Source organism: Rhodococcus sp. MS13 (genome assembly GCF_013277835.1).
Classification (GTDB): domain Bacteria; phylum Actinomycetota; class Actinomycetes; order Mycobacteriales; family Mycobacteriaceae; genus Rhodococcus_F; species Rhodococcus_F erythropolis.
Map to the genome: position 1 here is coordinate 106,939 of NZ_VBTL01000010.1, position 23,606 is coordinate 130,544.

The window sequence follows — 23,606 nt, forward strand, 5'->3', positions numbered from 1 at the left end:
TCGATCCTCCGACCTCAGGTGATGCGCTGTCCAAGACTAAGTAGTGACACCACCATCTGTTCTTCTTATAATCGCCGTATGAACCTGCAGCGCGCCCGCTATCTGATTGCTCTGTCGGATCACGGCAGCTTCACTCGCGCCGCCGCGAACGTCCACGTGGCGCAATCTGCACTCAGTCAGCAGATCAAGGTTCTCGAGCGCGAACTCGGCGTTCCTCTGGTGGATCGCCGAGGTCCGCAGTTCACTTTCACCGACGCGGGGCGGGTAGCGGTACGAGAGGCACGCTTCTTGCTCGGGTGCGCAGACCGGGCGGTCGAACGAATTCGATTGGCTGCACGCGGTGTGGACGGGGAACTGCGCATCGCGTACACCCGTTCGTGGGCGGGTGGCACCGTCGGAGATCTGGTCAGCACTTATCGCAAGCTCTATCCAGGCGTCGAAGTTGTCGTGCACCGGGGCACTTCGGCGCAGACTGTCGACCTCGTCCGAACCGGAGCCGTCGACATCGCGGTTGTGCGACCGCCGCTCGATGACGACGATCGTGAACTTCCCCTGATCGTCCTCGACACCGAACCTATCCTGGTCGCCGTTCCCGTGGATCATCCGTTCGGGGATCGAACGACACTCGAACTCGGAGATCTGGTGGACATCCCCGTCGTATTCTGGCCCGAGGCGAATGCACCCGGGATGTATTCGCGGACGCTCGAACAGCTTTGGCCCGACAGCACTCCGAATATCGTTCGATTCGAGGCTGACGACGAGCAGGTTTTGCACGCCGTCTCGGACGGGGTGGGAATTGCGCCGATCCCGCAGGGGCGGGCCCGGATGCTCCGAATCCCGGGTATTCACCTGTGTGAGATCGCCGGCGTGCAGCCGACTCTCGAAGTTGCCGTGACCTACCGTCCGGACAACCCGAATCCCGCGCTTGCACCCTTCGTTGCGCTCGCCGAACGCGAAAGATCGTCAACCACTGTGTAGCACAAGTGATGCGCGGTGGGCCCTATCCGCCATCGAGGACCAGCATCATGGCCGTTGCGCGTACCCGGTTCTCGATGGTGTCGACGTGGAATCCGACGTGCTGGGACAGCTTTGCCAATCGGTGCGCGACGCTGCTGTGATGAAGATGCATGGAATCGGCTGCGGCCCTCAATGTTCCGGATTGCAGGTATGCCCTCAAGGTTTCGAGTAGTTCTAATCCCTGTTTGGTATCGCCGATCTCTACGGCAAGAACCAGATCCGGTATTCGCGAGTGATCGATGTGTGATCCCGGTGCCAGGAGGTTGAGGGCACCGAGATCGTCAGCGTTCACGATCGGTGTTGTTGCTGACGCCTGTGCGCGAGCGAATCGTGCAGTGCTGAGTATTGTATTCACTTCGGAAGCGGAAGCAGCCAAAGATATTCCGGCGCGAATGGATGACGACAGTGCTGACTCGGACAGCTCGGGTGTCGGTGCGAACGAACCCGCCACGAGATTCAGATACTCGCCATCAGCTTCTATCCCAACGGCTTTGCCAGGTGTGCAATCTTGCGAAATAACAAGGTGTGCAGTGCCGTCGGCCGTGTCTGAGACTGCCTTGGTTGCCATGACACGGACTGGGGTTTGGGGTTCGATACCGAGACCGGCGCAGGAGGTGAGCACCGCGAGTTCATCCATCGGGAACAACAGATTTCGAGTGTGCTCGGCTTCGGTAGGCAAGCGTCGGGGTTGCAGGATTATCGCTGCGGTCAGGGCCATTCGGTCGACGAGCATTTCGTCGAGCGGCAAGTGCGCACCAGGACGCTCGATCCATACCTTCCCGAGAACCTCGTCGTCTACAGCGATGTCCCTGGCCATGCTCGGAGGGAACTGGGGTTCGGGTGACCATCGGCCGCGTGGGTCACATCGGCGCAAATTCTTCTTGCTTCTACCGTGTTCCACGATCTCGATACCTACAACGCAGTCCGCCAACTGCGCGCTCGCGCGAAGCAGAGATGCAGTGTCGGAGCCGTGCCGCACGAGCGTGTCGAAGTAATCGATGACACGTACCAGGCCTGCCGAGTCTGCATCGAGCTCGGCAAGCCGGTACATCAGTCCTTGCATCTCGCAACGCTACGAGACAGGCGACAGCGAACGCAACCCTCTCCGGAGCGCAGTGAGGGCTTCGGCGGCACCTCTTTCGCTGACCGCTGCGGTCGCGACTAGCGCCGACCCGTGAAAGGTTCCGGGGAAGGAGTGCAATTCGACGCTGACTCCCGCTTGCAGCAGTCGAAGGGCGTATTCGATTCCTTCGTCGCGGAGCGGGTCGAGTTCCATGGTGGACAGGTAGGTCGGCGGCAGACCGGTGAGGTCGGTCGCCCGGGACGGCGCAGCGTAAATGGAGACGTCAGGATCTTCGGGACCTGAATACGACTCGCCGAGGTAGTACTTCCACGACAGGATGGCGTTGGGGCGGTGCCACAACGGTGTGTCGACGAAGTTCGTCATCGAGACCGTCGCCAGACGGTCGTCGAGTTCAGGAATTTCGAGGAATTGGAATGCCACAGGCACAACGCCCTCGTCGCGGGCTTTGAGGACAGTGCCCGCGGCCAATCCGCCGCCTGCACTCTGCCCGCCCACTGCGATGCGGCTGGGATCGATTCCCAGTTCCTCGGCATGGGCATGGATGTAGAGGAGTGCGGCGTAGCAGTCGTTGACGGGGCCGGGAAAGGAGGTTTCGGGGGCGAGGCGGTACTCCACGTTTGCAACGGCGAATCCGAGTTCGCGCGCTACCTCGACACAAAATGGATCGCTGGACTCTGCGGTGCCGATTGCGAATCCGCCGCCATGGATCCAGAGCAGAACGGGGACAGGGCCGGCGGTGTTGTCCGGGGTGAAGAAACGAATCTTGACCCCCGGATCGCCGTCCAGGCCAGGAGCGGACAGTTCACGAAGCGAGACTCCGTCGAATGACAGGTCGGCCAACATGGCGCCGATCAGAGCGTCGTAGGTGGCCCGCGCGTTGGGGAGGTCAGCGAAGTCCACCTTCGGGAGCATGGTGAGCGCTGCAGCGAGTTCGGGGTCGAGAGTGGGGAATGTTGTCATGCACTCATCATCTAGCCTGAATGTGGCCTACGTCACCAGTGGTTTGTAGGAAATCGGAGAGTCTTCTACCGACGCCCGTCGGATCTCCCTAGGATGACGCCGGTGGACAGAGTACATCTAGGGGTGGGTTCGAGCCATTCGGAAGTTGGGTCCAGGATTGGTGGACGCCCGCCGCAGGTTTTCACTGGTCAGCCGATTTTGCAGACGCATGAGTATCTCTTGACGCTCGGGGCGCACACGGCTCCGTGGCTCGGTGCGCGAGAGCTTTCCGTCTTCATCCGTCGGGGATTCTCCATCGGCGACGACGACCTCGAATACCCGGACATCGGGATCAGGGCAGTCCTGCACCCGCCGTCATCACGAAGTGCGGAATCGGCCGGCACTCACGAGGGCTTGGGGAGCGCGGCGTTGATCAATCTTCCCGCAGACGACGTAGTGATGCCGTTGGTGTTGATCGCGCCGCAACCGGTACTCATACAAAATGAACCGTCCTACGCCGATGCCGTCGAGGCGGACGGGCATCGCTTCCTGTTCCAGATCAATGAAGAGGGATGGCCGGTGGTTGCCGAGCCGCAACCCGAGTTCGTCGAGGAATACCTGTTTGGCTACGGCTCGGTGTATTTCTACGGGAGCGCTGACGCGGCCGGGCTCGCCGTTGAAGTCGTGCCGGGATTTCTCGATTTCTGAGCTGCCAGACGACCCTTCTGCCGATACCGTGGGCAACGTATTCGACCGGCGGATTTGTCCTTCGAAAATTAGTTTCGGAAGTTTGTCGATCGGCGTCTTTGCCGTTCGACGTGTAGGCAGAGGGACCGAATGAGCGGTCCACAAACGAAGGAGATTCTCATGAAGTACATGCTGATCATGCGTTCCACCGACGAAGCCATCGAAGCATCCAAGGACATGGACTTCGACGAGATCATCGCCGCGATGGGGCAATACAACGAATCCTTGATCAAGGCCGGTGTGCTGCTGGCGGGTGAGGGATTGGCGATGGAGGAGGGATTCATCGTCGATTTCGAGTCCGATCCGCCGCTGGTCTCCGACGGCCCGTACGGCGAGACGAAGGAGTTGTTCTCGGGATTCTGGATCATTCAGACGTCGACCAAAGACGAAGCCTTGGAATGGGCGAAGCGCTGCCCGCTCGGGCCGGGAAGCAAGCTCGAGGTGCGCCGTGTGAGCGAGATGTCGGACTTCGATCAGGACAACGAGTACATCCAGAAGGAAGCCGGCTGGCGCGAAGAGCTCGGTACCGATCGTCCGGTCGCAGGCTGAACCATGACCGACGAGGCGGTGCGAGAAGAAACGAGAAAGGCTGTCGACGCGGTCTGGCGAATCGAATCCGCGAAGATCGTCGCCACGTTGACTCGCACCGTCGGAGATCTTGATCTCGCCGAAGACCTGGCAGCGCAGGCTCTGCTCGAAGCTGTCGAGCAGTGGCCTGCCACCGGAGTTCCCCGAAATCCCGCTGCCTGGCTGACTTCCGTTGCGACGCGTCGAGCAATCGACGGGTGGCGACGACGTGAGAGGCTGGACGAGCGCTACGCCCACTTTGCGCGTGAACTCGAGAACGACGCTTCGCATTTCGACGACGTCAGCTGGGATCCGGATCGGATCGACGACGACGTCCTCCGGCTGATGTTCATCGCCTGTCACCCGGTGTTGAATCGAAAAGCGCAGGTGGCCTTGACTCTTCGGGTTGTGGGCGGGTTGACCACCGAAGAAATTGCGAAGGCGTTCCTGACGCCGACCGCGACAGTTCAGCAGCGGATAGTCCGTGCGAAGAAGGCGTTGACCGCTTCGAAAGCGGTTTTCGAAGTTCCAGGACGAGAAGAGTTTTCGAGCAGGTTGAGCGCCGTCCTCGGAGTCCTGTACCTGGTGTTCAACGAAGGTTATGCAGCCAGCTCGGGGGACGAGTGGATGCGGGCGGACCTGAGTGCTGAAGCTCTGCGGCTCGCGCGAATACTCGCCGAATTAGTCCCCGGGGAATCCGAGGTACACGGCCTTGTCGCGTTGATGGAGCTGACAGCCTCGAGATTCGGCGCTCGGACAACCTCGACAGGTGAGCCCATCCTGCTGGCGGACCAGGACCGGACTAGGTGGGACCGCCTACAGATCTCGCGCGGGCTTGCGGCGCTGGAACGAGCTGACGCCGTCGGGCGTGGACGTGGCCCGTACGGTTTGCAGGCAGCGATAGCCGAATGTCATGCGCGAGCAGCAACTTTCGACGACACCGATTGGAAGAAGATAGTCATCCTCTACGAGGCTCTGGCGCAACTGGCGCCATCGCCCGTGGTCGACCTCAATCATGCGGCGTCGGTATCCATGGCATACGGTCCTGGCCCTGCGCTCGAATTCGTCGACAAGCTTGTCGCTTCAGGTGAATTGACCGGCTACCACCTGCTTCCCAGTGTTCGGGGGGAGTTGCTCAGTCAGCTCGGCCGATCCGAGGAGGCTAGAACCGAACTCCTCGAAGCAGCGAGGCTGGCCGGGAACGAGCGTGAGCGTGCAGTATTGGTCGCGAAAGCAGATGCGCTGCTGTCGGATCAGTAGTCACACGATTGGTAGTCAGGGCTGAGTCGGATCATCATTCGGCACCATGGGCGGCATCCCGACCCCGTAAGGATCGAGCATGTCCGATACACGTCGACCCCACCGTTCATGCGCGGACTGACGGGTCATTCCGGCAGCGCGGCCGATGGTTGCCCATGTTGCGCCGAATCTTCGCAGGCTCATGACGCTTGCCGTCGAATCGATGCCTACGGCGAGCTGGATCCGGAAACTTGCCAACTGCCAAGCCATCTGACGCTGCGCCGGGATGTCGGTGTCCTGTTCTGCCTCCCATTCGGGGCTACCAGGTAATGGATCCGTTCCGACAATCTTGTCCGCCTGCGCGCCGGCCTCGGCGATTCCGGCGTTGACCGTCGAAGTTGCGGCGGTCTCGATCTTTGCGGTCAGGGCGGTCTCGATCAGATCTTGCATAAGAAGTTCTCCATTCGTCAGGTTTAGCCTGACAGTTTCAATCGAATGTTGTCAAGAGGTACCTGACGGATTCCATTTGATTAATGCACGATCTATTTGTGTACTATCTAAATGGCCTTCGGTTCTGTTGGCCGACGTCGAAGGGGTTGCTGGTGAAGATCGTGGTTCTGTCATTCCTGATGGCGCTGACCTTGATGACGGTCGGGATCATCGCGGCGCGCAACTGCAGCACTCGACCTGCCGTGACCGGGGCAGTTACTGCGGCGTCGACGGTTCTTGCTGCCGCCTGGACACTTTTTGCCGTGGCCTTCGTACTGACCTGATCGCACTGTTCGCCCCAAATATCCGAGCTGGAATGTGGGTATGACGGGTTGTATGCCCCGTTGGTGAGAAGTCGCACTGGAACGGCCGATGCGGAATTCCCTCCGGTTGAGTGCGTTTCATCCAAGGGAGCGTTCGCCGGGGTTCCGTGTCTCGGGGTTCCTGGCTACGACGGTTCCTGACTACGACGGTTCCTGGCTACGACGAAAGGTTGCGCGATGACAAAGCTGTTGTTTGCAGTCACTTCTGCAGATCACTGGACGCTGAACGACGGGACAGCCCACCCAACCGGATACTGGGCGGAAGAACTGGTCGAGGCGCATCGCGTTTTCGTCGAGGCCGGCTACGACATCGTGATCGCGACGCCTGGCGGTAAAGCCCCCGTTGTGGATGAGGGAAGCCTGGCGCCCGAGGTCAACGGCGGGCAAGAAGGCGCTGATCGTATGCGCAAGTACATCGCCGATCTGCAGCCGGTGCTGGATTCGCCGGAGATTCTGGAGAACGCCGATGCTGCCGACTACGACGTGGTCTTTGTGCCAGGTGGACATGGACCGATGGAAGATCTTGCAGTGTCGGCATCCTTCGGCGAGCTTCTGGTGAAGTTCTTGGACGCCGACAAGGTGGTTTCGGCGGTCTGTCACGCACCGGCGGCACTTCTGCCTGCCCAGAGATCCGATGGAAGCTGGCTGTTCGACGGCTATCAGCTGACGGCGTTCACCAATGAAGAGGAGACGCAGGCTGGTCTGGCGGACAAGGCTCCGTGGCTGCTCGAAACTCGGCTACGCGAGTTGGGCGGCAAATTCTCGAAGGCTGACGCCTGGTCGCCTTATGTCGTGGTGGACCGGAAGCTGTACACCGGCCAGAATCCGGCTTCGTCGAAGCCGCTCGCCGAGCGGATCGTCGCCGACTTGGGCTGAACGATCACCGGCTAGGCCCGAGCACGGCTTTCGGCACCGCATCGAGGACTCTTTCGATGCGGTGCTGGGCCGTGTTCTGTTGTGCCCGAGGAGTACTACCTCAGGTTTTGAAGGTGGTGTTCGCCGGCCGCGGATGCTGCCCGGGGTCGATCGAGGGCGGTGGGATGAACCAGGGTTTGTTGTCGACCCCGATGCGGATCACCCATTTCCCGACGAACCCGGATTTTCGGTGCATCAACCGGTGATGCGAACGGCACAGCAGGACAAGGTTGTTCATCACCGTCGGGCCGCCGTTCGCCCAGTGCCGAATATGGTGCGCATCCGTCCACGCCGGCACACATGTGCAGCCCGGGAAGGCGCAGCCCTTGTCTCGGGCGATCAACGCCACTCGCTGCTCCGCGGTGACCAACCGTTTCCCGGGTTTCGCATCGAGCGGCGCGCCGTGATCATCGAGCAGAACAGTCGACAGGAAACAATCACAACCGAGGAGTCTGGTCTGGGATACCGACAGCGGCCCCAGCCAGGGCATGTGCCCGACATCGAGATCCGACACAGCCACTCCACCACCATCGGGCGAGGGTGCGGCGGCGCAGTCCCGATGCTCCGCCAAATCACGCGCGTTGATGTGCACGTTCACGTGCGGACGCTGACCACCATCCGTACCGGTCTTCGCGCAGTCCAGATAGCGGCGGATCAGTTCCGTGAACCCGTCCGCGGTCCGCTTCGCCGCCGACCGGGAATCCGGGGTTCCATCGGGTGCCGGGGTGGGCATCGTCAGATTCGACAGGGCCGATAGCAGCATTTCACCGGTGAGAGCATCGAAATCACCGCGCACCACCACCCGACCGTTCAGTGTCGATGCGATCCGCAACTCGTTGCGGTCGATGTCTTCGGCGGGTGGAATCTCATCGGATTCGAAGATTCGCTCCAACGTCGCGATAACACTCCGGACTTTCGTGGTCGTCGACTCCACGCCCGAAGCAGCAGCCAACAACAAATCGATGCACTTCGGTAGCGCTTCCTCCGGCATCCCCTTCGGTGGTGATTCGCAGAACGCCACGATCAACACGGCATGCTCGAACGAGCAGTCCCCGACATCGAACCGAGCAGCCACCGCGGGAAACGGCCGTAGCGCCGCACCGAGGGCGGCGATCTTCTTCCCGTCCCGGATCTGCAGCATCGTGTTCGCCGCCAACCAGGACCCCACTCCGCGGCTGGCAATCACCTGATCATCCGGGCGCATTGAGAGTTCGTCGACCACCGCCACCCGAACAGCCTCGAGACGAAGAATCTCCGCGCTCGCCGACACCGCAGCAGCACGCAACTCAGAAGCAGGCAACCGCCACAGGCGTGCGCGCAACCCCACCGCAGAACCCGACACCACATCCGACAACAGAACACTCATTGAATCCCCCGATCCCCACCCCCAACAATACTCGAACATCAGTTCGAGTCAAGAGGTTATGTGAGGGCGCGAATGAGTGGAGTGGGGTCCGCGACTACGAACAAATGGCCGCCCCCGCTGACCTCTTCGAAGCGAGAGTGGGGGATCATCGAGTGGGCCCAGCGGGCAACTTCGATGGGTACGTTCCTGTCATTGGTTCCGTGCAGGAAAACCGTTGGTACCGAGATGGATTGAAGCAACCCTGGCATCTCGTGGCGATACCGAGCCAAGTCGACAACCCCTGCGGATCCGCCCTGTGCGATCCCTTCGGATGAATCCAATTGGAGAGCAGGGCGATGCGACTCGTCGGTCATGACGGCCTGATCGGCGGCCGGCCAGATCGAGACGGAGTCGCTGCGCAACTTGGAGAACACTCCGGTTCCCGCAAGCATTGCGCCAGCCATGCGGGGAGCCCAGTTGGCGGCAAAGTACAGCGCGGATACCAGTTTTATCCTGCGCCGCAAAGTATCTCGTGGGGCTCCGGGAATCATGGCGCACGCCAGCACCAATTTCGAGACTCGTTCGGGTACGGCCGCAGCGACTGCGAGCGCGTAACCGCCGCCTCCGGAGAAGCCCATCAGTGCGGCCGAGTCCAACTCGAGATGATCGATCAGAGTGACGTAGTCGTCGTCCCAGGAATGAAATCCCTTGTCCGTGTGTGGATCTGTGCGCCCGAAACCGGGACGATCGGGGACGATCAGCCGTAGACCCGCCGTCGCAGCCGCGTTGTCGAGTGAGAGCCCCTCGTATCGGCTGCCAGGTGATCCATGAACCACGACTACCGGCCGGCCAGTCGGATCGCCGTACTCGCAGAACGCGATACGGCGCCCCGAGGTGCCACGAATTTCGGTTGTCGCCACGCTACTTGTCATTTTGTGCTTCCTCGCTGCGCGATCGACGCCACGCCATCCAGAATGAGCGTGACTCCGAATTCGAACCTTCGGGCGGGATCGTGATGAAGCGCGAACACCGATGCCTCGCGTCGATCGGCGGGTGCATTGTCGAAAGCTCCGCGTCCCAATTGAATTGCGACGTGTCCGGTCACGAAATCATGCACGGCGCCGTATGCGTAAGTGGCCTGTTCGTCATCGAGGCCGGCCTGCGAAAGCGCTCGCACGACTCGGTGGGCGGTATCGTCGGCACCGGGTGCTTCCAGCGATGCCTGCCGATGGGCTTCCAGAACGAGGGGATGCCTCATCAGAAGGTCATGTAGACCGTAGGCGAACGTGTGGGCAACCCCGCGCCAGTCGGTCGGCCAGTCGATCGACGAGACGGCTTCTCCCACGAGGGTGGAAATCAGGTCTCGCCTCAGCGCGTCGATGCCGCCGGTAGTGCGGTGGACGGACATCGGCGATATGCCCAGTCGCTCGGCGAGCACTCGAAATGAGACCGCGTCCAGGCCGTCCGTATCGGCGATCTCGGCCGCAGCATCGAGTATCTGTCTGTGACTCAATGCTTTTGGTCGACCGGCCCTTGCAGAGCCGACGGATTCGGATACCATGCTGACAACAATAGCGATACGCGTATCGAAATTACAAGGGTCGATTGACCTACAAGGAGTGCTGCCCGATGACTGATCTCCATCAATTGTCCGCTGTCGAACTCGCCGGTGTGATCGCCGCGAAGCAGGTCTCGATCCCCGAGGTGGCCCGGTACTTCGTCGATCGTGCGACCACTTCCGATGACGTGGGTGCATTCACGACGATCGCCGGGGAACATGCGATCGAACTCGCCGAGCAGGCCCAGTGCAGGTTGGACGAGCGGGACGCCGGACCGCTTCCGCGCCTGTTCGGCGTCCCGACGGCTATCAAGGACCTCGACGCAACTCGCGGCATCCGCACGACCTTCGGATCGGCGCTCTTTCGGGACTTCGTGCCGGACGCCGATGACGAGATCGTCGAGGCGATCCGAGAAGGTGGTCTGATCGATATCGGCAAGACGACGGTGCCCGAGTTCGGGGCAGCGTGTTACACCGAGCCGGAAGTTGCTCCGCCCGCGCGCAGTCCGTTCGATCGCACACGAAGTGCTGCCGGTAGCAGTGGTGGCGCCGCGGCCGCCGTTGGCGCTGGTCTGGTGCCGTTTGCTCAGGGAAGTGACACCGCCGGGTCGTTGCGTTCACCGGCAAGTACGTGCGGAGTCGTGGGCCTCAAGCCGAGTCGCGGTCTGATCACGATGGGGGTGGCAGGTCACGACAACTTCGGTTTTGCGAGCAAGGGGCCGATCGCCCGAACGGTTCGCGATACCGCTGCACTGCTGGATGTTCTGGCGACGCGACCTGGCGCCGGGACGATTCACCCGCCCCGGCCGAAGTCGTTCGAAGAGTTTGTTGTCCAGGCAGAAGGGTCGCATTCTCGCCCCCTGACGGTCGCCCTCGCTCAGGGCTCGGTATCCGGCGGCACGGTGGACCCACGAGTCTCCGAGGCGGTATCGAGGGTGGGCGTTGTTCTCGAGAGTCTGGGACACAACGTGTTCGAACGTCCTCAGGCCCGAGACGACGCCTTCGTCGATGCCTTCACCACGATGTTCTCGTCCTTGGCCGGCACCAAGCCCATTCCAGAAGAGTACGAACACTTTCTCCGTCCGATAGTGCAGCACTTACGTGTTCGAGCAAACGAAGTGCCGTCGGGCGATCTGGCCGCGGCAATCGGAGTTGTTCAGGCATGGGCGCGGCGGTGGAGCCTGGATTACGCCGACGCCGATCTTGTTGTCACCCCGACGGTGACAACACCGCCGTTGGCAGTCGGTGAGCTACGTAATGACGAAGACCCCGCGACCGAACTGATCGACATGGTCGCTTTCACGGGAAACACCATCGTCGCCAACGCAACTGGATTCCCGTCGATCAGCTTGCCACTCGGTTGGACGGAAGACGGTGTTCCACTCGGCGTGATGATCTCGGCGAAATGGGGTTGCGACGCAGAATTGCTCTCTGCCGCTGCAATGCTGGAGAACGCGATGCCGTGGAAGGATCGATACCGATTCGACCGCGCAACCGTGCTCTAACCCGGGAGCGACGTCCGCCCGCCGGCCGATGCAAACCCCAACCACGTGTGGCGGTTACCCCACCAACACCACCCGACTTTCGGGGCGTTGCGGTTGTCTTTGCCGTCCCGGCCGGTTCCGTTGCTGATCCACACAGCCGGGGTTCTGGTGTCGAAAGTTCCGTCAGGCTTACGCAATCGGGAGCCGATGGTCATGAAGCACTTTCCGCGTTCGAGGACGTCGGGGCGCTGCAACAGCCAGTGAATGCCTTCGGTGAGGGTCAGCGGCGTACGGTCGGCATCAACGATCGCGGGAAGTGCTTCGTCCGGACTCCAATTGGCCAGGTGATCCCCGCGGTCGACTTCACCGAGCAGATACATCGCGGTATCAGGCAACGCGGCCGGCTCGGTAGGAGCGAACAGATCGACGTCGGCCATGTCGACGACAACGAAGCCCCTCTTGTTCTTGTGCTCGAGCAGGGGAGTCAAAATGGAAGCTGGAGCGAGTTTTTCGTGCACGGTAAGCAGTCCCACCTCACCTTGACCGGCTGCGGCGGCTGCCCTGACGTCGCCGGCAGAAAGCCCGGCCATCTCGTGTACCCCGAGTTCGATCAATCGCTCGGCCTGCTGATCGATGGGCGGGAGGTCGAAGTGCATACCTGCGATCCTACCGATCGTGAGCAGGCCGATCGGTGGGATCGGCGGTGAGGGAAGTCGGCCACGAGACGCCCAACGCGCGCATGATGAACGGGACGGTGGTCGCCACGACAGTGTCCACTCGGTCGCCGGCCATGAGCATCGGGCGACGGCTTTCCACGCAGGCGAGGATGAGCTGCGCCGACGCGGCAGCATCGGAATCGACAAAGACGCCGGCGTCGACGCCTTCCTGGACGAGCTGTTCTACCAGAACCGACAGCGGGACAATATGTTCGAGAAAGCTTTCGCGATCCGGCGCGGACAGCAATTCGACCAACGCGATTCCCGTGAATCGCTGCAGTGAGAACTCGACGAGCGTCAGTTTGACGAGGATTTCGATTCGGTCGACAGGATTCTCGCGATCCGCGAGTTCACGCTCGGCCAGGAGTAGGAATCTGTCCATCTCGCGGGTGGACCAGGCAAGCAGTAACGCAGATTTGTCGGGGAAGTAGTTGTACACCGCTGTCCGTGAGACACCGGCTGCCTGGGCCACAGTCTGCAGCTTCACGTTTTGCCAGCCCTGCTCGTGAAGTTCGCGAATGAACGCGTCCAACATGGCTTCTCGGGTCGCGATCTTGTGTTCTGCGGTTGTCGCGCCACCGGTCAGCTTCGGCATGGTCGATCCTCCTGTGTCTGATTCATGGTCACGGGGAGGTCGAACAGATCCGCAACAAGGCGTGGATCACCCTGCCACATCGAGACGGGTACAAGCATCATCTGCTGCGCGATCGAGCGTACGGATCGGCAGACTTCCTGCGCTTCGGCGGCGGTGAGCGTCGTGCGTTTGCGCAATCGCTCCATCTCCGCGGCAGTCAGATCGGTGATCCATTCTTCGGCCGCAAGCGAGAGGGGTGAATCCGGTGTCACGGCCGATCCAACTCGGCACTGGAGAACCTCGAAGTCATCACGGACAGCATGATGACGGCGACGACCGAAACGGCGTGTGCCGCCGCCAGCCAGAGCGACTCGGGTGCATGTTTGTGGAGGGTCGGCGCCATCAGCATGGCCATGAGGAGGGCGAGACCCGACAACATCGCGGGGCCGTTGGGTCGGCCGACAAGCAGGCTGACCAGGAGAACGAGCGCGACAACGCTGCAGGCCACGTCTACAGGCGGGTACGTGGTCGGGACGATTCCGCGGACGGTGTCGGTTAGGTTCAGCCCGATCGACACCAATTGTGCGAGGCCTGTCGCGCCGGCCAGCCAGGCCGTCCACCGCAGTCCGTGAAGACCGGCTTTCCGCACCACGGTCAGAGGCTCCTCCGAAGATCCCCATGCTGCGGACGTCGGTGTTGTCACGGGCCTTCTCCTTTTTATGACGAGGTGTCGTCATAAAGTATCAGCGCTGGAAAAGTGGGTTTCCGAGGGTAGGTAATTGGCTAGTCCTGAGGAGACAGACACGGCAATATCAACAGTTGAATATCCGACGAGGCGAACTGCGGGAGGTGGCTCGATGACGACCCCTGTCCGCACGGATCGGCCCTCGTCGAAACAGAGTTGGTTGGCGCGCGCGGCATTTGCTGCGCTGGTTCTTGCCGTCGTGGTGCTCCTGATTTTCGCCGGACTGAAAACCTTGACCATGCTGATCCTGGGGATCGGTGGGGTGGTCGTGTGCGTCGTAGCGGTGTACTGGTTTCTGACCACCCGCGGATTTCTCCGCTGGATCTCGTTGGCTGTGGCGGTTCTGACGCCGATCGTGGTGCTCGCCTTCCTGATCCGAGAACGCCTCTTGTGGGTGGTGCTGCTCTCGATCGGATTGTTCGTCATAGCCGGTATCTGCGCCCGCGCCGCTTTGGAGGGGGAGGAGAAGGAACTGCCGGTGGTCGAGCGACCGGCGCCGCCGCCCGCCAAACCGTTCTTCGTGATGAATCCGAACTCCGGCGGTGGCAAGGTCGAGAAGTTCGACTTGAAACGCAAGGCCGAGGAACGAGGGGCCACGGTCGTACTGCTCGAGGGGCCGGAGAAGATCGACGTGACAGCCTTGGCCAGGCAGGCGGTCGCGGACGGCGCCGACCTACTCGGTGTTGCCGGTGGCGACGGAACTCAGGCGTTGGTTGCCGCTGTCGCGGCCGAACACGACCTGCCCTTCCTGGTCGTCAGCGCCGGGACGCGCAATCACTTCGCCGCGGATCTGGGTCTCGACCTCGACGATCCGTCACGGTGCCTCGACGCGCTTGTCGACGGCGTCGAGGTGACGGTGGATCTGGGTAATGTCGGCGGTCGAACCTTCGTCAACAACGCATCGTTCGGGGCATACGCCGAAGTTGTCCAGAGTCCGGAGTACCGCGACGCCAAGACCAGCACCTTCCTGCAGAAACTCCCGGATCTGCTCGCCGGACGCGCCGGAGCGGTGCTGACCGCGCGCTCCCCGAGCGTGTCCGCGGTGGGTCCACAGGCGGTTCTGGTCAGCAACGGACCGTACGAGATGAACGACCTGGCGGGGCTCGGTCATCGCCCGCGATTGGACCGGGGCACTCTCGGGATCGTGGCGATCTCCGTCGGCAGCGCCCGTCAGGCCGTCGGGTTACTCCATCGGGCGCATCAACGAGGCCTGGCTCAGGGCACCGGATTCGAGGTGATCATCGACGCCGACACCGACGAGATTCCGGTCGGCGTCGACGGTGAGGCTCTGGTGATGCCGACTCCCGTCAGGTGCACGGTCAGCCCGCAGGCACTGAGAGTCAGAGTCCCCCGAGACCGTCCGGGCGTCCGTAGGCCCAGGCATGCCTGGGATCTGGTCCGATTGCGAGAGTTGGCTAAGTTCACGAAATCCGGCGCATGACCTGGCGATAGCCTTGCATGACTGCCAGCAGAGTGAATCCGGCAAACATGTCCGATTTGCACCGGATGCTGGCAGCATTGAGGGCCGGTACGGATCCTCGAGGAGCAATCGAATGACGATCACACCCAGCGAAGCGCCGGTAGTCGAGACAACGTACGGGCCGGTTCGTGGATCCACGGAAGGTGCGGTATCGAGTTGGAAGGGGATCCGCTACGCGGCACCTCCGGTCGGGTCGTTGCGTTTCCGCGCACCCGTTCCGCCACAGCCGTGGACCGAGATTCAAGACGCAACAGAATTCGGTCCGTGTGAACCGCAAAGTCGACTTGCGATGATCCCGCTCGGTGAGAACGTTCCGATGGATGAAGACTGCCTGTTTCTCAACGTATGGGCGCCGGGCCCCGTCGGCTCTGATGCGCCGGGTAAACCGGTCATGGTCTGGATTCACGGCGGTGCGTACTTTCGCGGAGCATCCAGCCAACCACTTTTCGACGCAACCACATTGGCTGAGAACGGTGACGTTGTCGTCGTCTCGATCAACTACCGCATCGGTGTGTTCGGCTTCGTCGATTTCTCGTCCTTCAACTCGGAAGAACACACCTTCGAGCCCAATGTCGCTCTCCGCGACATGATTGCAGCGCTGCAATGGGTTCAAGGCAACATCGCGGCCTTCGGTGGTGATCCGAATCGGGTGACGTTGTTCGGCGAGTCGGCAGGTGGCGGCGCTGTGACGACGCTGATGACCGTGCCGTCCGCCCGTGGCCTGTTTCATCGCGCTATCGCCGAGAGTTCCCCCGCCACTTCGGTGTACGGGAGTGAACGTGGCGAGATCGTCGCGAAGCTCTTCCTCGAGATCTTCAGCGGCGGGGGCGATCTGGGTCTATTGCGGTCCACGTCTGCCGAAGACTTGATCGGGCCGTCAGACGAACTGTTTGCTCGCGTCCCTCAGGAGACGCCCGGCACTTTGGCGTTCGCGCCGATCGTCGACGGTGATCTGCTCCCTGATTACCCGGTGCGCGCGTTCCGTCACGGCAACGCACACCCGATTCCGCTGATCATCGGAACCAACAAAGACGAATCTTCGCTCTTCCGGATGATGAAATCGCCGTTGATGCCGATCGATCCCGTCGTGATCACGTCGATGTTCGCGGAGATCGCCGACGAGCACCCTGGGCTCGAGCTACCCGATCATTCTCAGATCGAAGGTGCGTATTCGGGGCTGTCCAAGCTGGGCGCCGGTCTCGGGCTGACCCGTGACTTCGGATTTCGTTTGCCCACGCTGTGGATTGCCGAGGCGCACAGCAAGATTGCACCGACGTGGTTGTACCGCTTCGACTACGCGCCGCCGATGCTCAAGGCGCTGAAAATTGGTGCGACCCACGGGACCGAACTTGCCTACGTCTTCGGCAACATCAATCACGGAGCGCGGGACATCACCTACAAATTGGGTGGGCTGAGCGCGGCGCGTCACGTGTCAGAGCGCATGCAGGCGAGGTGGCTGGATTTCGCCAGAGCTGCAGGTGATTACGGCACCGGGGCCGATCGTGAACTGGGTGCGGACCCGGGATGGCCAACTTACGACACCGACACACGCTCGACACTGTTGATCGACAAGCACGATGCCGTCGTCGCTGATCTGGATTGCGAAATCCGGGAGGCGTGGGGCGACACGGTGATTGCGTTCACCTGATGGTTTCGGTCTAGTGCAGTGTGGCGAGATAGTGCGAGACGGGTCCCGCAGTGAGCATTCCGCTTCCGGCGCCGGCAATTTCGGCGGCGGCAGGTAAGAGCGCCGCTCGAGCACGCTCCTTGACTCGACTGTCGCCGACTGCAGTGGCCGCCGCGGCAGTCAGGCACCACAGTGCCTCGGAGAGTAGGTCTTTGGGCGGGTCCGGCAATGCCTCGACGGCCTTCGCTGCTTCGTTCGCCTGCCCCTGTGCGATGAGCAGGTGTGGCCGGGCCCAGGGTTCGTACGGGCCCCACTGCGTAGCCGGGTCGAAAATTGCCGGCAGTCCCCGCCACACGCGGAGGGCGAGAATTGCGAGAGGGAGTATGCCGTCCTCGAGACCCGGCATGCCGGAACCGGAAAGGTTCACCGCCGCAGCTTCGTACAGCTTCTCGCAGTGCGCCGCTTCTGCGCCGGTGGTGGCCGTTCGCATAGCGCGAAACCAGGTGGTGAACACCGCTGCCAACGGCCGTTCGTGACGTCCGGCCAATCGATCAACTGTCTCGGCGTGTAGCTCGGCTGCGTCGAATTGCCCCAGGGCACTGAGGGTTTGCATACGGATCAGGTGGCCGAGAATCTCGAAGGTGGACAGCCCGTGTCGAGCGGAGAGGTCGACCAGTTCACGGCCGATGCCGTCGCGCTCGGAGGCCAGACCGGTAGTCCAGAACGTCTGCATGAACAATCCGTTCAGAGTGAAAGCCAGGAGACCTGGATCGTCGAGAGCGCGACTGATCTGCACTGCAGCGCGGGCACATTCGAGCCCACGATGACCGGACAGTCCGCGCGATTCGAGTGCAATTGTCGCCAACAGTCTGGCCCGAGCGGGTTCGTTGCCGACCGGAAGTCGATCGAGGGTGCGCTGAGCGGCCGCGACGATCTGCGCAGCCTGCCGAGGGTCGTCGGATCGTGTCCAGATTCCGGGCACGTCGTAGTTGCCGATGATCCGTGCGGTGAGTTCGACATCGTCCAATTGTTCAGCGGCACCGATGATTGTCAGTCGTTGGTTTCGGGCAGTCTCGAGTCCGCTTCCGCCCGTAACTGCCAAACTTCGGAGGAGGCCGACGGTTGACTCCAATCTCGATTTCGATCCTGCCGCTACGGTCCGGTCGTACGCTGCCGAAACCTGAGTGAAGATCTGTTCTGCCGCTACAGGATCCAGGTGGTTTTCGCGGCGGAGAATGTCGGACTCGAGGTCGGTCAGTCGTGGCCCGGGGTCGATGCCCAACTCTTCGGCGAGTAGCTCGCGTGCGCGACGTAGGACTGCCAGAGCATCGCCTTGACGGTTGGACCGGTACAGCGCGAGAGCGAGTAGTCGCCAACCGTCCTCGCGCCAAGGGTGTTCCGTGACGTGGGCGTCCAGATCGGGAATCGCTTCGGCAGTTCGCCCGAGATCGAGTTGCGCGGATGCGAAGCGTTCGACGGCAGTCAGACGCAGTTCCTCGAGGCGTGACCGCTCCGATCGAGCCCACGGTTCTTCGGCGAACTCCGCGTAGGCAGGCCCTCTCCACAGTTGGAGCGCGGTTCGGAGCAGTTCGAGTGATTGCGCCGGCGTCGAATCGGCGGCTTCACGTACCAGTCTTTCGAATTCCCAAGCGTCGACCGCGTCGGGTGCAGCGCGAAAGGCGTAGCCAGGCCCTTCGGTGACAATGACTTTCGGCTTCGTTCGCGGGGCACGATCCGGTTCGAGTGCGCGCCTCAGTGCGGAAACGAACGTACGTATTGCACTGGTAGCCCCGGCCGGAGGATCGACCCAGAAGTCGTCGACAATCACGTCCACCGGAACAACACGTCCTCGGGCAATGATCAGACGAGCGAGGACCGCTCGGTGTCGTGGACCTTTCAGATCGATCTGGTGTGAAGACTCGTTCCACGCGACCACGGGTCCGAGCACTCCGAAAAATGTGTGGTCTCGCATTTCCCCACGTTATCGCGCTCATCGAATGCTCATCGACTACGGCGAGGCTGATTGGCATCACCCCAACTATTGCCATCACCCCGACGAACGAGAGCGACCGATGACGATCACCATTCCAGGCTTCGACTATCAGCAGATTTCCACAACAGACGGGGTGCGGCTCAACGTCGCGGTCGGCGGAAACGGAACACCACTCGTCCTTCTTCACGGTTTCCCCCAGACGCACCTCATGTGGCGTCACGTCGCCACTGCGTTGGCGTCGGATCACACCGTCATCTGCCCGGATCTCCGCGGATACGGAGCCAGCGACAAACCGGTCGAGGAAAACCCGGACACCTACTCCAAAAGAACAATGGCTGCCGACATTGTCGAGGTGGCGAAGAAGCTGGGACACGAGAAGTTCGCCCTCGTCGGCCACGATCGTGGTGCGCTGGTTGCCGTCAGAGCTGGGCTGGACCACCCGGATGTGATCACACAGCTCGGTTCGCTGGACGTGCTCCCGACCTTGGATATGTGGGACATCCTGCACGGATCGAATGCTGCTGTGGCGTTCCATCTCTATCTCATGGCTCAGCCACCTGGTCTTCCCGAGCAGATGATCAGCGCCAGCGCCGACGCGTTCTTCGAGTACTTTCTCGACGTGTGGACGCAGAACCGCGAAGCGATTCCGGTAGACGTGCGGGCGGAATACCTGCGCGCCTCGCGGGAGGCGGTGCCGTCGATCGTTGCCGATTACCGGGCGTCGGCAGGCATCGACATCGAACACGATCAGGTCGATCGGGAGGCGGGCAACCAACTGCACATGCCGGTCACGGTCATTCAGCAGGACTGGGGTTCGATGCTCGGTTACGACGCCGAGGCCCGGTGGAAAGCGTGGGCGCCCGATCTCGAGCACCGCACGCTGTCCGCAGGTCACTTCATGGCAGAAGATGCGCCTGCCGAAGTGGTCGAGGCGATCCGCACTCTGCTGAAAAGGTAGTTCTAGCGCTTGACCCCGGCCGCCAAGTCGTCGACCAGGACCTTGGCGGTCAAGGCGTATCCCGCGGCCTTGTAGTAGTCGAACGGAATTACGCGACCGGCCTGTGCGGCGGGCAGGCGCTGCCACGTCGGCGAGGTGTACACGCTGCCGGAGGCGCTGCGATCCAAGGCGAAGATGACGTCGGCTTCTTCGAGACGGTTGAACTGCTCCGACCCGAGCATCACGCGAAGGTCGGGGCCTTCACGGAGCACCTCGAACCCGAGGTCCTCGGCGACGGCGGTGCGGAAATCGTTCTGGAACCACGCGATCTGATCCTCTGCGGCGGCAACGAAGGCAACCTTCTTGCCGGCCATCAGCGGTTCGACGGTCGGGCGGACCTGAGCCACATGGGCGTCGTACTCGGCGAGTACTTCTTCGGCGCGATCGCTGCGCCCGATACCGGTGAGGAAGTCCGACATGACTTTGCGCCACTCCGGGGTGAAGTCCTTGCCGACGGGCAGGACCGGTGCAATCTGCTGCATCCGGTCGTTGCCGTACGACCCGGTGTCCCACCAGCCGGCGCTGAGGACGAGAAGGTCTGCGCCGAGGGTCGAGATGTATTCGAAGTTGGGATCCGAAGCACCTTCGGCGAAAATCTCGACACCGGTGGCATCCGGGACCTCGCGGCGCAGGTGTTCGGCTGCGCCGGTCGGGTAGGCGGTCACCGGGTACCCCGCAAGGATCGACAATTCGAGGCCGTCGCGTGGATCGAGGGCAACGACGTTCTGGGGGTCCGTCGGAATGATCAGCTTCTCGTCGCCGCGTGTGAACTCGAAGGTCTCCGCGTTATCGGGCGTCGAACTTTCCGTGCTGCTGCAGGCGGCGAGAAACGCGGCCGCAGCGACGCCCGCGCCGACGCCGAAGAAACCGCGCCGCGTCAGGTTGTCCACGATCGCCCAGTAGTCGCGATCGGTCGTGGAGGGAGAAAGAAGTCGAGTCATATTTGTTAGGTTAGCCTTAGGGGCTGCCTTCGGGAATGGCGAAACAGCTCCCATGAGCGCCAAGAAATACGGCGAACACGCCAGCGCGCAGAGTGTTGTCGGCGTCACCGGCCCGCCTGAATCACAACCCACTTTCGACCTTTGACGTGCATGACGTCACAACCGGCCGCCTCCTCGATCGCGATTTGGCCCTGATGGCGCCGACTATGCTGGGTGCACCAGCAGTACGATTTCGGAGGTTGCAATGCAGATCACCAGCGTCGGCCACGCAGGATTTCACATCCAGACCGAGGCCGGATCCATCCTGTGTGATCCATGGGTGACCCCGACGTATTTCGCGTCCTGGGTGCCGTTCCCCGACAACACCGAGCTGGACTGGGACGCGCTGGGCAATTGCGACTACCTCTACGTCTCGCACCTGCACAAGGACCACTTCGATCCGAAGAACCTGATCGCGCACGTCAACAAGGACGCCACCGTCCTGCTCCCCGATTACCCGGTGCCGGACCTCAAGCGTGAGCTCGAGAAGCTCGGCTTCCACAAGTTCTTCGAGACGGAAGACTCCGTCAAGCACACCGTCAGCGGTCCCAAGGGCGATCTCGACATCATGATCATCGCTTTGCGCGCTCCCGCGGACGGTCCGATCGGTGACTCAGGCCTGGTCGTCTCGGACGGGGAGACCACCTGTTTCAACATGAACGACGCCAGGCCAGTCGACCTCGACCCGCTGACCGACGCCTTCGGGAAGGTCGACATCCATCTGCTGCAGTACTCGGGCGCGATCTGGTACCCGATGGTCTACGACATCCCGAAGGGCACCAAGCGCAACTTCGGCAAGCAGAAGCGTCAGCGCGGCATGGACCGCTGCCGCAACTACATCTCCCAGGTCGACGCTGCCTGGGTTGTCCCGTCGGCCGGCCCGCCGGTCTTCCTCGACGACGACCTGCGTTACCTCAACGACGATCACGGCGACGAGGGAAACATCTTCCCCGACCAGATCACGTTCCTCGAGCAGATGCGCATCAACGGCAACGATCGTGGGCTGCTGATGATCCCCGGCTCGGCCGTCGAACTTCGGGGAAGCGAGAAGGTCGCCCTGACGCATCCCATCCCGGAAGCGGACGTCGACAAGATCTTCTCGAACAAGGCCGAGTACATCGAGAAGATGGCGCAGAAGATGGCACCGGTCATCGCCGCGCAGAAGGCTACGTGGGCTCCGGCCGAAGGCGAGCCGCTGCTCGACGGTCTGAAGGCCAAGTTCGAGCCGATCATGGCGCAGTCCGATCTGATCTGCGACGGAATCGGCTACCCCGTCGGACTCGTGATGGGAGAGGAGACGGTCGTCCTCGACTTCCCGAAGCGGATCGTTCGCGAGCCCATCGACGGAGAAGGTAAGTACCGCTACGGCTTCCGCATTGCTCCCGAACTGGTTCGCACCGTTCTGCGTGACGACGAGCCAGACTGGGTCAACACCATTTTCCTGTCGACACGCTTCACGGCGTGGCGCATCGGTGGGTACAACGAGTTCCTCTACACGTTCTTCAAGTGCCTCACCGACGAACGCATCGCATACGCCGACGGCTGGTTCGCCGAGGCGCACGACGACAGCGCGTCTATCGAGTTGGGTGGCTACGAGATTCAGCGTCGTTGCCCCCACCTCAAGGCTGACCTGTCGAAGTTCGGTGTCGTCGACGGCACCAACCTCACCTGTGATCTGCACGGCTGGCAGTGGGATCTCGAGACCGGCCGCTGCAAGACGTCCAAGGGCCACGAGCTGCGCACCAGCAAGCTGAGCTGAACCGAGCTCGTCGGGTGACGGGATACAGCAGGTCGCTGATCGGCCTGGCGACAGCGCTCGCCGGGTTGGCCGGTTACGTCGACGCGCTCGGATTCATCACGCTCGGTGGGCCTTTCGTTTCGTTCATGAGCGGCAACATGACGCAGGCGAGCGTCGCATTTGCCGACGGGGTGTGGTCGACCGCGAGGGTGGCAGGCGGCATCATCGTGCTCTTCCTCCTGGGAATCGCGCTGGGAACCGTCGTCACCCACTTCACGGAGCGGTACTCCGTCCGGACGCGCAAGGTCACGGTGCTTGCGGTTGTGGCTGGACTGCTGGCCATCGGTTCGGTGATGAGCAGCCTCGACGTCACCCCAGGCGCGATCTCGGCGATGGCCCTGGCGATGGGAGCCGTCAACTCGGTGTTCCAGCGCGACGGTGAGGTGACGATCGGTGTCACATACATGACCGGTGCGCTGGTCAAGATGGGCCAGCGTCTCACCGGAGCCTTTCTGGGCGGCCCGAAGTGGGCGTGGCTGCAGCACTTCGGGATGTGTGCAGGGTTGATCGCGGGCGCGGTAGTCGGTGCGCTGGTTCATCGGTGGATCGGCCTTCACGCTCTGTGGCCTGCTTCGGCATTCACGGTTCTTCTGATCGCCGTCGCGTGGCGGGTCTCGCCCCCGGCGCCGGCACAGGTGTAGAAAGCGCGAGGTACACAAGCCGCGTTTGCGGGTGTCTGTGGCGATGGCGTTGGATCCGAAGGGTTCGGATCATTCGGATCACGGATGGATCGCTGTTGGACGAGGACAATCTGGCGTTGATCGAGTCGATAGCTGTGGACAACGACTTTCAGGTGTGGGTGGAGGTTGTCGTTGATCGCGGCGGGCAGGCTCGCCGGAATCGGCAGTGGTCTATGTGGATTGGTTGCGGGGTGTTGGAGTGCGTTCGTTGTCTGGACTCGGATGGCGCCTTTGCGGCCCAAAAACCTCGCCTGAACTGGCAGTTCTAGGTCCTGCGCACCATAGTGGTACCTAATTACGTACTGGTTT

The 23,606-nt window shown here is 62.0% G+C and carries 24 protein-coding genes; 12 read left to right on the top strand and 12 right to left on the bottom strand.

The window, feature by feature from the left end:
* The first annotated feature begins 78 nt into the window (after window positions 1–78).
* A complete protein-coding gene (locus FEZ59_RS21250) occupies window positions 79–978 on the top strand; it encodes a LysR family transcriptional regulator (protein WP_153212904.1) in 900 nt (299 codons plus the stop codon).
* 22 nt (window positions 979–1,000) lie between these two features.
* Here FEZ59_RS21250 and FEZ59_RS21255 read toward each other — a convergent pair whose 3' ends face one another.
* Together FEZ59_RS21255 and FEZ59_RS21260 are read right to left on the bottom strand one after the other, a co-directional pair.
* The gene (locus FEZ59_RS21255) at window positions 1,001–2,080 is read right to left on the bottom strand and encodes a helix-turn-helix domain-containing protein (RefSeq protein WP_242459891.1); all 1,080 of its coding nucleotides are present in this window, start codon (window positions 2,078–2,080) and stop codon (window positions 1,001–1,003) included.
* Window positions 2,081–2,089: 9 nt separating this feature from the next.
* Window positions 2,090–3,061, bottom strand: coding sequence for an alpha/beta hydrolase (locus FEZ59_RS21260; protein WP_172933153.1), 972 nt, complete (start codon window positions 3,059–3,061; stop codon window positions 2,090–2,092).
* 219 nt (window positions 3,062–3,280) lie between these two features.
* Between FEZ59_RS21260 and FEZ59_RS21265 the strand changes: the two genes are divergently transcribed.
* The 3 genes from FEZ59_RS21265 (at window position 3,281) to FEZ59_RS21275 (ending at window position 5,614) form a co-directional block, all read left to right on the top strand.
* Window positions 3,281–3,748 carry a hypothetical protein gene (locus FEZ59_RS21265; protein ID WP_242459892.1) on the top strand — a complete coding sequence of 156 codons (468 nt, stop codon included), beginning with the start codon at window positions 3,281–3,283 and terminating at the stop codon, window positions 3,746–3,748.
* 159 nt (window positions 3,749–3,907) lie between these two features.
* Window positions 3,908–4,336: a YciI family protein gene (locus FEZ59_RS21270; RefSeq protein WP_007735729.1), complete on the top strand. Its 429-nt coding sequence runs from the start codon at window positions 3,908–3,910 to the stop codon at window positions 4,334–4,336.
* 3 nt (window positions 4,337–4,339) lie between these two features.
* Window positions 4,340–5,614 (top strand): RNA polymerase sigma factor, encoded by a 1,275-nt coding sequence (locus FEZ59_RS21275; protein ID WP_172933155.1) that lies wholly within the window; start codon window positions 4,340–4,342, stop codon window positions 5,612–5,614.
* Window positions 5,615–5,629: 15 nt separating this feature from the next.
* On the opposite strand, the gene FEZ59_RS21280 is transcribed toward FEZ59_RS21275, so the two are convergent.
* On the bottom strand, window positions 5,630–6,043 hold the full coding sequence (locus tag FEZ59_RS21280) for a hypothetical protein (RefSeq protein ID WP_172933156.1): 414 nt from the start codon (window positions 6,041–6,043) through the stop codon (window positions 5,630–5,632).
* 152 nt (window positions 6,044–6,195) lie between these two features.
* Between FEZ59_RS21280 and FEZ59_RS21285 the strand changes: the two genes are divergently transcribed.
* Both FEZ59_RS21285 and FEZ59_RS21290 read left to right on the top strand, forming a co-directional pair.
* The gene (locus FEZ59_RS21285) at window positions 6,196–6,366 is read left to right on the top strand and encodes a hypothetical protein (protein WP_021333309.1); all 171 of its coding nucleotides are present in this window, start codon (window positions 6,196–6,198) and stop codon (window positions 6,364–6,366) included.
* Window positions 6,367–6,582: 216 nt separating this feature from the next.
* Complete coding sequence (locus tag FEZ59_RS21290) at window positions 6,583–7,281, top strand: type 1 glutamine amidotransferase domain-containing protein (protein ID WP_021345989.1); 699 nt, start codon at window positions 6,583–6,585, stop codon at window positions 7,279–7,281.
* 100 nt (window positions 7,282–7,381) lie between these two features.
* Here the strand turns inward: FEZ59_RS21290 and FEZ59_RS21295 are convergent, their stop codons facing one another.
* From FEZ59_RS21295 to FEZ59_RS21305, 3 genes are read right to left on the bottom strand one after another with little or no spacing between them, the layout of a single operon-like run.
* On the bottom strand, window positions 7,382–8,686 hold the full coding sequence (locus FEZ59_RS21295; RefSeq protein WP_172933157.1) for an HNH endonuclease signature motif containing protein: 1,305 nt from the start codon (window positions 8,684–8,686) through the stop codon (window positions 7,382–7,384).
* 56 nt (window positions 8,687–8,742) lie between these two features.
* Window positions 8,743–9,597, bottom strand: a complete 855-nt coding sequence (locus FEZ59_RS21300; protein WP_069145349.1) for an alpha/beta hydrolase — start codon at window positions 9,595–9,597, stop codon at window positions 8,743–8,745.
* Window positions 9,594–10,226 (bottom strand): TetR/AcrR family transcriptional regulator C-terminal domain-containing protein, encoded by a 633-nt coding sequence (locus FEZ59_RS21305; protein ID WP_202023051.1) that lies wholly within the window; start codon window positions 10,224–10,226, stop codon window positions 9,594–9,596. The genes FEZ59_RS21300 and FEZ59_RS21305 overlap by 4 nt, the downstream gene beginning before the upstream one ends.
* 68 nt (window positions 10,227–10,294) lie before the next feature.
* Here FEZ59_RS21305 and FEZ59_RS21310 point away from each other — a divergent pair, with 68 nt between their 5' ends.
* Complete coding sequence (locus FEZ59_RS21310; RefSeq protein WP_172933158.1) at window positions 10,295–11,728, top strand: amidase; 1,434 nt, start codon at window positions 10,295–10,297, stop codon at window positions 11,726–11,728.
* On the opposite strand, the gene FEZ59_RS21315 is transcribed toward FEZ59_RS21310, so the two are convergent.
* From FEZ59_RS21315 to FEZ59_RS21330, 4 genes are read right to left on the bottom strand one after another with little or no spacing between them, the layout of a single operon-like run.
* A complete protein-coding gene (locus FEZ59_RS21315) occupies window positions 11,725–12,363 on the bottom strand; it encodes a DUF5701 family protein (protein ID WP_172933159.1) in 639 nt (212 codons plus the stop codon). The genes FEZ59_RS21310 and FEZ59_RS21315 overlap by 4 nt on opposite strands.
* Before the next feature lie 10 nt (window positions 12,364–12,373).
* On the bottom strand, window positions 12,374–13,018 hold the full coding sequence (locus FEZ59_RS21320) for a TetR/AcrR family transcriptional regulator (RefSeq protein ID WP_172933160.1): 645 nt from the start codon (window positions 13,016–13,018) through the stop codon (window positions 12,374–12,376).
* On the bottom strand, window positions 13,006–13,269 hold the full coding sequence (locus tag FEZ59_RS21325) for a hypothetical protein (RefSeq protein WP_019745914.1): 264 nt from the start codon (window positions 13,267–13,269) through the stop codon (window positions 13,006–13,008). The genes FEZ59_RS21320 and FEZ59_RS21325 overlap by 13 nt, the downstream gene beginning before the upstream one ends.
* The gene (locus tag FEZ59_RS21330; RefSeq protein ID WP_172933161.1) at window positions 13,266–13,700 is read right to left on the bottom strand and encodes a hypothetical protein; all 435 of its coding nucleotides are present in this window, start codon (window positions 13,698–13,700) and stop codon (window positions 13,266–13,268) included. Before FEZ59_RS21330 ends, FEZ59_RS21325 begins: the two co-directional genes overlap by 4 nt.
* Window positions 13,701–13,854: 154 nt before the next feature.
* Here FEZ59_RS21330 and FEZ59_RS21335 point away from each other — a divergent pair, with 154 nt between their 5' ends.
* Window positions 13,855–15,183 carry a diacylglycerol kinase family protein gene (locus FEZ59_RS21335; protein ID WP_020909604.1) on the top strand — a complete coding sequence of 443 codons (1,329 nt, stop codon included), beginning with the start codon at window positions 13,855–13,857 and terminating at the stop codon, window positions 15,181–15,183.
* Between the two features lie 112 nt (window positions 15,184–15,295).
* The gene (locus FEZ59_RS21340) at window positions 15,296–16,870 is read left to right on the top strand and encodes a carboxylesterase/lipase family protein (protein WP_113682775.1); all 1,575 of its coding nucleotides are present in this window, start codon (window positions 15,296–15,298) and stop codon (window positions 16,868–16,870) included.
* 10 nt (window positions 16,871–16,880) lie between these two features.
* On the opposite strand, the gene FEZ59_RS21345 is transcribed toward FEZ59_RS21340, so the two are convergent.
* Complete coding sequence (locus FEZ59_RS21345; RefSeq protein ID WP_172933162.1) at window positions 16,881–18,821, bottom strand: BTAD domain-containing putative transcriptional regulator; 1,941 nt, start codon at window positions 18,819–18,821, stop codon at window positions 16,881–16,883.
* A 100-nt stretch (window positions 18,822–18,921) separates the two neighbouring features.
* Here FEZ59_RS21345 and FEZ59_RS21350 point away from each other — a divergent pair, with 100 nt between their 5' ends.
* On the top strand, window positions 18,922–19,800 hold the full coding sequence (locus FEZ59_RS21350) for an alpha/beta hydrolase (RefSeq protein WP_172933163.1): 879 nt from the start codon (window positions 18,922–18,924) through the stop codon (window positions 19,798–19,800).
* Between the two features lie 2 nt (window positions 19,801–19,802).
* On the opposite strand, the gene FEZ59_RS21355 is transcribed toward FEZ59_RS21350, so the two are convergent.
* Window positions 19,803–20,780, bottom strand: coding sequence for an ABC transporter substrate-binding protein (locus FEZ59_RS21355; RefSeq protein ID WP_060937769.1), 978 nt, complete (start codon window positions 20,778–20,780; stop codon window positions 19,803–19,805).
* Between the two features lie 244 nt (window positions 20,781–21,024).
* Between FEZ59_RS21355 and FEZ59_RS21360 the strand changes: the two genes are divergently transcribed.
* Window positions 21,025–22,578 (top strand): MBL fold metallo-hydrolase, encoded by a 1,554-nt coding sequence (locus FEZ59_RS21360; RefSeq protein ID WP_172933164.1) that lies wholly within the window; start codon window positions 21,025–21,027, stop codon window positions 22,576–22,578.
* A gap of 14 nt (window positions 22,579–22,592) precedes the next feature.
* The gene (locus tag FEZ59_RS21365) at window positions 22,593–23,258 is read left to right on the top strand and encodes a YoaK family protein (RefSeq protein ID WP_019745905.1); all 666 of its coding nucleotides are present in this window, start codon (window positions 22,593–22,595) and stop codon (window positions 23,256–23,258) included.
* Window positions 23,259–23,606: the final 348 nt, after the last annotated feature.